The sequence below is a fragment of the Methanobrevibacter sp. UBA212 genome (genome assembly GCF_905233225.1).
In the GTDB taxonomy this organism is placed as follows: Archaea; Methanobacteriota; Methanobacteria; order Methanobacteriales; family Methanobacteriaceae; genus Methanocatella.
On sequence record NZ_CAJODJ010000056.1, the window covers coordinates 1 to 8,976 of the forward strand.

The following is an 8,976-nucleotide window of genomic DNA, read 5'->3' on the forward strand; positions in this document are numbered from 1 at the left end:
TATAGCATTTATCCGAGAGCATTTGAAAACTAATCTCACCACCCCATCCACATAAAAAAAAATATAGACACTATCCACTAAAATGTGCAATTCATCCCCCGGCTTAAAGAAGCCGGAGAATTCTTGCACAATAAAGTTAAAAATCACTTCTTCTTATTTAACCAAGAAAAAAGATCTTTTTTCAACAAATTTGAGCGATATAGGCTCATTAAATCCTAATATGCACAATGGGATTGTTTTCGATTAACGGACAGGATTTGAATCCTGTCCAATCAATAATTTGGATTCCGCATTAAATACAATTATTTGAAGTGCAAAAATGCGGGAAAACGCAAAAGCACGACTGTGAAAAAGAACATAGCATCATCAAAAATACAAAATTATTTAAAAATTAACATCAAATTAAGTTATATGAAAGCATTAATCAGTAATGACGATGGGATAACCGCTTCAGGCATACTTGCCTCCAAAAAGGCGGTTGAAGACTTATGCGAAACATATGTGGTGGCTCCCGAAACCCAGCAAAGCGGAATCGGCCATGCATTAACATTATATGAACCGTTGAGAGTTAACGAACACATTCTCAAGGACGGAAGCATAGGCTATGGTGTCGGAGGAACACCGACAGATGCTGTGACAATAGCCTTGTTTGAAATAATGGATGAAAGACCTGACATCATGATTTCAGGAATAAACACCGGATTCAATCTGGGCCAGGCCGAACTGACAACATCCGGAACCCTGGGTGCCGCAATCGAGGCCGCAAGCTTCGGAATTCCCACAATTGCAATCTCAAAGGAAGTGACAAGGGACGACATAAAGTTCGAAAACGGCCATGTGGAAATCGACTTTGACTTTGCGCAAAAGATGCTCAACAGGCTGGCTAAAATCGTTTTAAAAAAAGGTTTGCCTGAAGGAATTGACCTTCTGAATGTCAACATTCCGGAAAATCCTTCAGATGATGAATTTGAAGTTGTCAAACTCGGAAACAGAATGTATACACCGGTGATTGAAAAGCGTTTGGATCCAAGAGACAAGCCCTACTACTGGATCGGCGGCGAGCCATACGAGTTTGATGAGCCCGGAAGCGATGGTTATGAACTTAAAAAAATGCAAAAAACTACAATAACACCATTAAAAATAGATTTAACCAGTGATATGAGTTTATTAAAAGAATGGTTAAGATAAGATACCTATAAGTTTAGGTCTTTAAGTATCTTTTCTCTTTCGGCTCTGAGTTCGCCTAAAATTTTTTCGTCAGTACATCCGTCCTTTTTAAGTTGAGCTATTGTACGAGTAATAGCTTCCAAATTGCTTTCTAATTGATTAATTGCCATACTATATAATATAAACATTAAAGTATTTAAAGTTGAAAGACTAATGTAAAAGTAGAATATTCAAGGATTTGAAATAATGAGCGAAGATAATGTAAACAAACTTTTTACTCAATTTAAAAACAAAAATGTAAGCGTTGATTTAAGAGGAGATTATCAAACCGAAGGTAAAGTAATAGCAATTGACAATTACTTGAATCTTGTTTTGGAAAATGAAAATGGTATTGAAACACTTAAAGGCGGAAACATAATTTTTATAAGCTTAAAAGAAGATTAGATATTAACCTTAATACCTAATATCTCTTTTTCACCATTAAAGACATCCATCGCTATTTGAGCAGCACCAATAGCTCCAGAATCAAATGATATCACTTTCAAGTCATATTTGCCTTTAAAGTATTTGTCAATCTCTTTTTTAAAGTCAAAGGGTTCGGTTGATGATCCGATGGAACCTGTCAGGACAATGCCCTCGATATCGTTTTCGCACACAACGTCAAGGCCTGCAATCTCCATTGCTACGGTCATTATCAATGTGTCGATTGCAAGTTTCGCATTTTCATCGCCCTGGCGATAATTGTCCAGAAGCTGATTTTTCATGTCGGCAACTTTTCCGTCAATTCCTGCAATCTTGACTGCTCCGGCATTTGAAAAGCATCCGTTAGCTGATGCCCCGTTCTCGTCAATGTCCCTAATCATTTCCAAATCAAGCGGTCCGTGAACAACACCCATAGCGCCCAGACATGCATCAATTGCGCCTTTAATCTTGCCGTTTTCAATTAAGATATCCACACTGTTTGAAGAGATATCCGCAACGATGAAATTGCTCCATCCGGTTTCCTTTAAAGCATTATAGGATATGCTGACCTTTTCGGGACTTGCCTGATGGGAATATGCTGCCCTGAACAATTCGTCAAGAGATTCTGAGTCCTTGTGAAGTCCCGGAATCATTACTGACGGCAGATTCAATTCTTCAAGCTCATCGAAAACGCTTGTTCCGCCACCGGTAACCTTGCCGGCACCGTTGATTGACAGGATTCCCCTATCTTCGACTTTATCTGTTGGTAAAATCTGGCTTATGCCATCGCCCATTGCGTATGTGATTGCCATTAATTTAACATCTTCTAAATTAACACGTTTTTTAAGTTCTTCTGAGGCAGAAACTAGACCCTGTTTACTTTCCTCCCTTCCGATTTTAAATACATCGGCAACATCCCCCTCATCGGACATTATGCAAAAAGAGATTCCGGTTGTACCATGGTCCATACCAATAAATACCATTATTACCACACAAAAATATTAAAAATAAAAATAAAAAAAAGAAAAAAGACGTATCTAATCGTCTTTTTGTAATCCACAAGCTTTTCTGAGTCTTTCACCGACAATTTCGATTTCCATCTGACTTTCAGCAGCTCTCATTTCTTTTAGGTTAGCGCCGTTGGTAGCGTTTTCATCAGCCCATTGTTTTTTGAAGGTACCGTCCTGAATTTCTTTTAAGGTTTTTCTCATACCTTCTTTTGCTTCTTCAGTAATGACTGCTTTACCTTTGGTTAATCCACCATATTCAGCAGTGTTACTTACATCATGCCACATTCCGGCAAAACCTTTTTCATAGATTAAGTCAACGATGAGTTTTACTTCGTGACAGGTTTCAAAGTAAGCGATTTCAGGCTGGTAACCTGCTTCAACCAAGGTAGTGAATCCTGCATTGATCAATTCGGTAAGACCACCGCATAAAACGGTCTGTTCACCGAAGAGGTCGGTTTCGGTTTCTTCTTTGAAAGTGGTTTCCAATACACCTGCTTTGGTTAAACCGCATGCTTTTGCCATACCCAACGCCAATTGCAATGCGTCACCGGTTGCATCCTGTTTGACTGCAACAAGACCTGGAATACCGAATCCTTCTTCGTAAGTTCTTCTTACCATGGATCCTGGTCCTTTTGGTGCAAACATTACAACGTTTACGGTTTCATCAGGTTTGATTAACTCAAAATGGATGTTGTAACCGTGAGAGAATGAAATGGTGTTGCCATCTTCAACATAAGGTGCAATCTGTTCATTGTAGACTTTTTCCTGGATTTCATCAGGAAGCAAAATGTGAATGATGTCTGCTTCTTTTGCAGCATCTTCAATAGATTTGACATTCATTCCATCTTCTTTTGCTACATTCCAAGAACTACCGTTTTCTCTTAAACCTACAATAACGTTAGCTCCACTATCAGCCATATTTCTAGATTGTGCTCTTCCTTGTGAACCGTAACCAATTACTGCTATGGTTTTACCTTCAAGAGCATCTGTATTTACATCATCGTCGTAATACATTTTCATAATAATCACTCGTAAAAATTAAGATATTAAATAAAATATCACATAAAGATATGATTTTCTATATTTATAAAAGTAACTTTTTATCATTTAAAAACTTGGATTTGTAGAAATCCCAGCAGATTCATGTAAAAAAAATTAACCTTTAAAAATGAATTTTTTCAATTTTATTCGCCAAATTATATTAATAATGATTCATATAAGTTTTATTGTATGAAATATTATACAGAATTATGGAGGAAAAATGAAGTCTATTAATAAATTTTTCATGATTGCACTGGTCATGCTCATTTTGTTTAGCGTTTCTTCGGTTTTTGCTGTTCAAAATGAGACAATAATGACTGATGATGCAAGTGACGCTTTAACGATTGATGATGAAAGCGTCAGTGAAGATGAAGTTTTGAATACGAATGATGATGAGATTATAAGCAGTAGTGAAGATAATGATGTGTTATCTGATACGGGAAATTATAATGAGTTACAAGGAAAAATTGATGCTGGTGGTAATGTATCGTTGGATAAGGATTATCAGTATGTAGATGGTGGAAATGACTCAATTTCAATTGGGAAATCTGTTGTAGTTGATGGTCACGGACATTATATTGACGCTAGAAGTAAAACAGGCATATTCAATTCCCATAAAACTGGGAATATTGATGTCGTTTTGAAAAATATAATATTTAGAAATGCAAAAACTGAAAACGGTGGAGCCCTTCACTTTACCGTTAAAAATTCCAAATTCACTATTATAAACTGTACATTTTTAAATGATGGAGCTCGAGAAGATGGTGGAGCCATTAACTGCCAATATTCAGATTTGATTATAGATGGATGTACTTTCAACAGTAATCATGCATACCGTTGCGGAGGAGCTATTTATTTTGAGGGTAGTGACAACTCCCTAAGTCTTTCTAATTGTCAATTTAATTCCAATCAGGCTAATAGATATGGTGGGGCAATATACATAGATGGGAAAGTTGATGTTTTTAAACATTCCTCATTTAATAAGAATTTTGCATATAATCATGGTGGTGCAGTTTATGTAAAGTCTAATCATGAAAAAGATTTCATCGTTGATAGCTGTCCTTTTGTTGAAAATCAAGTTAGTGGAGATGGTTTAAAAGGTGGTGCGATTTATAATTGTGGTCCTGGAACTGTCACTTTCCGCAATTCAGATTTTTCAGACAATATGGGGTCTAATGAGGGCGGGGCTATTTACAGTTCTGAAACTATTAAAATAGATGCATGTAACTTTACTCGTAATAAGGCTCACGATAATGGTGGAGCCATATTTGCTGATGTTATAGATTGGGCGGACTCAACATCCATATTCACAAGAAACCAGGTTGCTCGTGACAATATGGTTTCAGCTAATAAAGGGGGTGCGATTTATGCACAAAAATTCGGCAACACTGCAAAGAAATTGGTTTTTGATCAGAATTGGGCATATTATGGTGGAGCGATATATATAAACAGCAAAGGCAATGCAAACATCGAGTCCTCCTTATTCGTAGGTAATGTTGCTAGTCATGCTGATGGGACAGCAGGTTGCGGTGCGGCAATCTATATGGATTCTGCCGGTGCCAAACTAACTTTAAGATATAATATTTTCGTTGGCAATAATGCTCATGAGGATAAAGCAGTTTACAACTGTGGAAAATATGAATCTGTTGAATATAACTGGTGGGGAACCAATAATCCTGATTTCAGTCAACCTTATCTTGTGGAATGGCACAGGTTCACAAGCAATGACAAACATAGTGACAGCCATCCATTAAGTGTTGTTTTAAGCTGGGGCAGGGAGCCAACTTCTAAATTTGAAAATGGAACTCTAAACGTGAAATTTGTAACTAAAGAAGGTATGGATTTAGCTGATAAAATGGACGGATATGTTGCAAGTTTAACTTCCGATAAAAAAGCTACTATCAAAGCTACTGATAAAAAATACAGTTTTGTTTTCACACCGCTGGAAGCAGGTCAATATGCAGTCACCATTCAAATGTCAAACGAGTGGGGGACCCTGTTAGGCGGGGGTGGAACCATTCATACAAATATTACAGGTGATTTTGCAGTGTTGCAGAATTTAGTTAATAATGCTGAAGGTGTTTTAAATCTTGAACGAGATTTTACATATTCCCCAGATGTTGATACCATTACCGATGGTATTGTAATCAACAAGCCATTGACCATCAATGGTAACGGACATACAATAGATGCATTAAAGAATTCCAGAATCTTTAATATTACATCAAATGGAGTTACCATAAACAATGTAACTCTTAAAAATGGTAAGGCCAGCGAAGGTGGTGCGATTTATATTCAAGGAGACAATGCTCAAATTTTAAATTCCTATTTCAGTTTTAATGTTGCTACCGATAAAGGAGGTGCGATTAGGTGGATCGGATTAAACGGAACAGTTTCAAATTCCATCTTCCTAAATAATACAGCATCAGTCAAGGATATGACAATGAAAAAGGAGAGAGGAACACTTGTATTTACCCTAACAGGTAATGAAAACTATATTAATGCAATTTATTCCGATAAGGATTTATCATTTTCCAATGTGACATATTGGAATGGAACTGCTAAAACCAACGCTATTCCAGTCAAATCAGATGTTAATTTTATTGTTAACAGTCTTATTACCTTAATCATAAGAGAACATGGTATGTTTACCCACCTTGATGATGTATATACTAAAGAGAACGGTGTGGGCACATATTATTATTTGCCTGTGCTCGCAGATGGGAATTATACATTCACAGCAACTCATTATGAGGATTCATATTACTCCGAAAAAAGTGTTGCCGGCAGTTTAAGTGTATCTCATGTTGCCCCTAAAAACAGTTCAGTTGAAATCATAACCCCCAACGGAACAGAATTCAATCAGACCTATGTGCATATTGACTTTAAATATGAAAATAAGACTGAAATCAGAGCGGTGATTACAGATTACAATGGTACTAAAATATATGACTCATTGGCAGGATCCAATTATATCGAACCGATTTTACCTGCAAGCGATGAATATTACAACATTACAATATATAACCTTGGAAATGAGACTACTAATCCAAGTAGGGACACCATATTGTTTAAAGTAAATAAAATACTCTCATATATTCAGATAACTGAATCACCTGGAGATTTTAATTATTCTGCAACTAGTGGAATTTCATTTAAAGGTGATTCAGATTGTCACAACTACAATGTCACAATATATGATGAAAACAATAAAATCGCATATAGTGAAATCGTGTGGGTTGCAAATGCTGATGGATCAATGAGCATACCTGTTTTGAATGCCGGCAGATATACTATAACCGTAACCAACCTTGGAAACGAAAACAAAAAAGAAAATTCAGCATCTGACACCTTCACTGTATTGAAAATTAACAACAACTGCACTGTCACTGTTGACGATAACGTTTACGGCAGAGACATAACCGTGACCGTCAGGGCAAGTGCAGACGGCGAATATATCGTGAAAATCAATTCCACAACTGTAACCGTCAATGTTGTAGACGGTGTGGGTTCTGCAATAGTTGAAGAACTCAATGCAGGATATTACACAGCCAACGTAACATCTGCAAAGGACAACTATAATAACAATGCGACAAATGACACATTCACTATCGAAAAAGCGCAATCCAACGTGGGAATTTTTGATTTCGGAAATGTTGTTTACAATCAAGGCAGAACCATCCGCTTCACTGATTTCTATCCGGCAAGGTATAATGTTGTAATCTATCAGGAAAATGTTATCATAACCAGTGAAAATACAACCTCCCTATTGTATACAATACCTTCCACTTTGCCTATAGGAACATATAACTTGACTGTAACCAACTTAGGCAATGATAATGTGATTGGAAGCCAATACTCCTACACATTCAATGTGGAAAGCAACAATAATGTTGAAATAATCGTTGATGATGAAGATTATGGAAGGGATCTTCTAGTTCTAATATATGCCGATGTAGACGGTTATTACACTGTGGACATTAACGGTACTGAATTAACTATTGAAGTTGAAAATGGAATAGGTTTCAATAATACTCTACAACTACCTGCAGGCACCTATTATGCAAATGTCACATTCAATAATCCATTTTATACAAATAACATCACAAATACAACATTTACAGTATTTCAGGTTGAATCCGACCTTGAGATTTATGAAATAGGTAACGTTACATATGGCGAAGATGTCGTTGTCAGGTTCTACGATGACTATCCAACAGTATTCTTTATTGAGGTTACATATAAAAATGGAACTAGTGTAATGAATACCACATTTGAATATGATGACAAGAGCCCTGAAATGAGTGTAATTTTCTCAGGCCTGGCTGTCGGCGAATATAGAGTCAATGTCACCAACTATGGCGATGACAGCGTAATTGGAAATTCCAGCTATATGGAATTTAACGTGACCAAGGCAACACCTCAAATTGTTGTTGACACTTCTGATGTGACCTATCCTGAAGATGTTGTTGTTATAATCACAACTAATGTTGACGGTAATTATGCTGTAAAAGTAGGCAATCAAACAAAGAATGTTACTCTAATAGCAAATGAGGAAACTTATGTAATATTTGAGGACATGTCAGCAGGCGAATATGTCATCAATGTAACATATAAAGAAACCGAAAACTATACTTCCGCATTCACTGCTGTAAATGTGACTGTGAACAAAAACGATGAGTTTGATATGGATATTGAAACCAATGAAAGTGGAGATATCACAACACTGGTTATTCATTTCCCTAAAGACGCAACAGGTAACGTAACAGTAATGGTCAAAGGAAAAGGCAATTACACTACTAGCATTGTCAACGGTACAGCAACTGTCGATATCGAAAACCTGACAGATGATGACGAGTTTGATGTAATCTATTCCGGTGATGAAAACTACGCTGCCAAAAACAAAAACACAACCAATGCATTACTCTACTCTGAAATACATGCAAACGACATGACACGTGGATACAACAGCGGAACAGACTATCAAGTAACATTGCTTGATAAAAATGGTAAACCAGTGGCAAATGCAGCAATAGAGTTTACCATCAATGGTAAAAAATACAGTGCCGTTACCAACGCTAATGGTGTTGCAAGCATCAATCCTAAATTGGCAATAGGAACATACACAGTGACTGCATCCAATCCGTTCAACAAGCAAACTATTACTAAAACACTTAAAATAGTCACCCGCATAACCGGCAACAAGAACGTAAACACATACTACGGCAAAAACTACCAATACAAACTCCGCATAATCGGAGACAATGGCAGTCCAGTAGGTGCAGGTGTCGCAGTT

General features: G+C 36.9%; 6 protein-coding genes. 3 read left to right on the plus strand and 3 right to left on the minus strand.

What is annotated here, in order from left to right; genetic code table 11:
* The first annotated feature begins 411 nt into the window (after positions 1 to 411).
* Positions 412 to 1,188, plus strand: a complete 777-nt coding sequence (surE, locus tag QZ138_RS10570; protein WP_292888995.1) for a 5'/3'-nucleotidase SurE — start codon at positions 412 to 414, stop codon at positions 1,186 to 1,188.
* A gap of 5 nt (positions 1,189 to 1,193) precedes the next feature.
* Here the strand turns inward: surE and QZ138_RS10575 are convergent, their stop codons facing one another.
* Positions 1,194 to 1,337, minus strand: a complete 144-nt coding sequence (locus QZ138_RS10575; RefSeq protein WP_292600343.1) for a hypothetical protein — start codon at positions 1,335 to 1,337, stop codon at positions 1,194 to 1,196.
* A gap of 73 nt (positions 1,338 to 1,410) precedes the next feature.
* Between QZ138_RS10575 and QZ138_RS10580 the strand changes: the two genes are divergently transcribed.
* Complete coding sequence (locus QZ138_RS10580) at positions 1,411 to 1,611, plus strand: LSM domain-containing protein (RefSeq protein WP_342765678.1); 201 nt, start codon at positions 1,411 to 1,413, stop codon at positions 1,609 to 1,611.
* Here QZ138_RS10580 and QZ138_RS10585 read toward each other — a convergent pair.
* Together QZ138_RS10585 and ilvC are read right to left on the minus strand one after the other, a co-directional pair.
* Positions 1,608 to 2,612, minus strand: coding sequence for a methanogenesis marker 12 protein (locus tag QZ138_RS10585; RefSeq protein WP_292888997.1), 1,005 nt, complete (start codon positions 2,610 to 2,612; stop codon positions 1,608 to 1,610). The two genes, QZ138_RS10580 and QZ138_RS10585, sit on opposite strands and share 4 nt — an antisense overlap.
* A 54-nt stretch (positions 2,613 to 2,666) precedes the next feature.
* Positions 2,667 to 3,659: a ketol-acid reductoisomerase gene (gene ilvC, locus QZ138_RS10590; RefSeq protein WP_292888998.1), complete on the minus strand. Its 993-nt coding sequence runs from the start codon at positions 3,657 to 3,659 to the stop codon at positions 2,667 to 2,669.
* 241 nt (positions 3,660 to 3,900) lie between these two features.
* On the opposite strand from ilvC, the gene QZ138_RS10595 reads away from it, so the two are divergent.
* Positions 3,901 to 8,976, plus strand: a 5,076-nt coding sequence (locus tag QZ138_RS10595; RefSeq protein ID WP_292888999.1) for a hypothetical protein, incomplete at its 3' end; no start/stop codon positions are given.

Bases quoted from the DNA above. Each gene is read 5' to 3' on its own strand.
- surE (WP_292888995.1), top strand. From the start codon at position 412: ATGAAAGCATTAATCAGTAATGACGATGGGATAACCGCTTCAGGCATA.
- QZ138_RS10575 (WP_292600343.1), bottom strand. From the start codon at position 1,337: ATGGCAATTAATCAATTAGAAAGCAATTTGGAAGCTATTACTCGTACA.
- QZ138_RS10585 (WP_292888997.1), bottom strand. From the start codon at position 2,612: ATGGTATTTATTGGTATGGACCATGGTACAACCGGAATCTCTTTTTGC.
- ilvC (WP_292888998.1), bottom strand. From the start codon at position 3,659: ATGAAAATGTATTACGACGATGATGTAAATACAGATGCTCTTGAAGGT.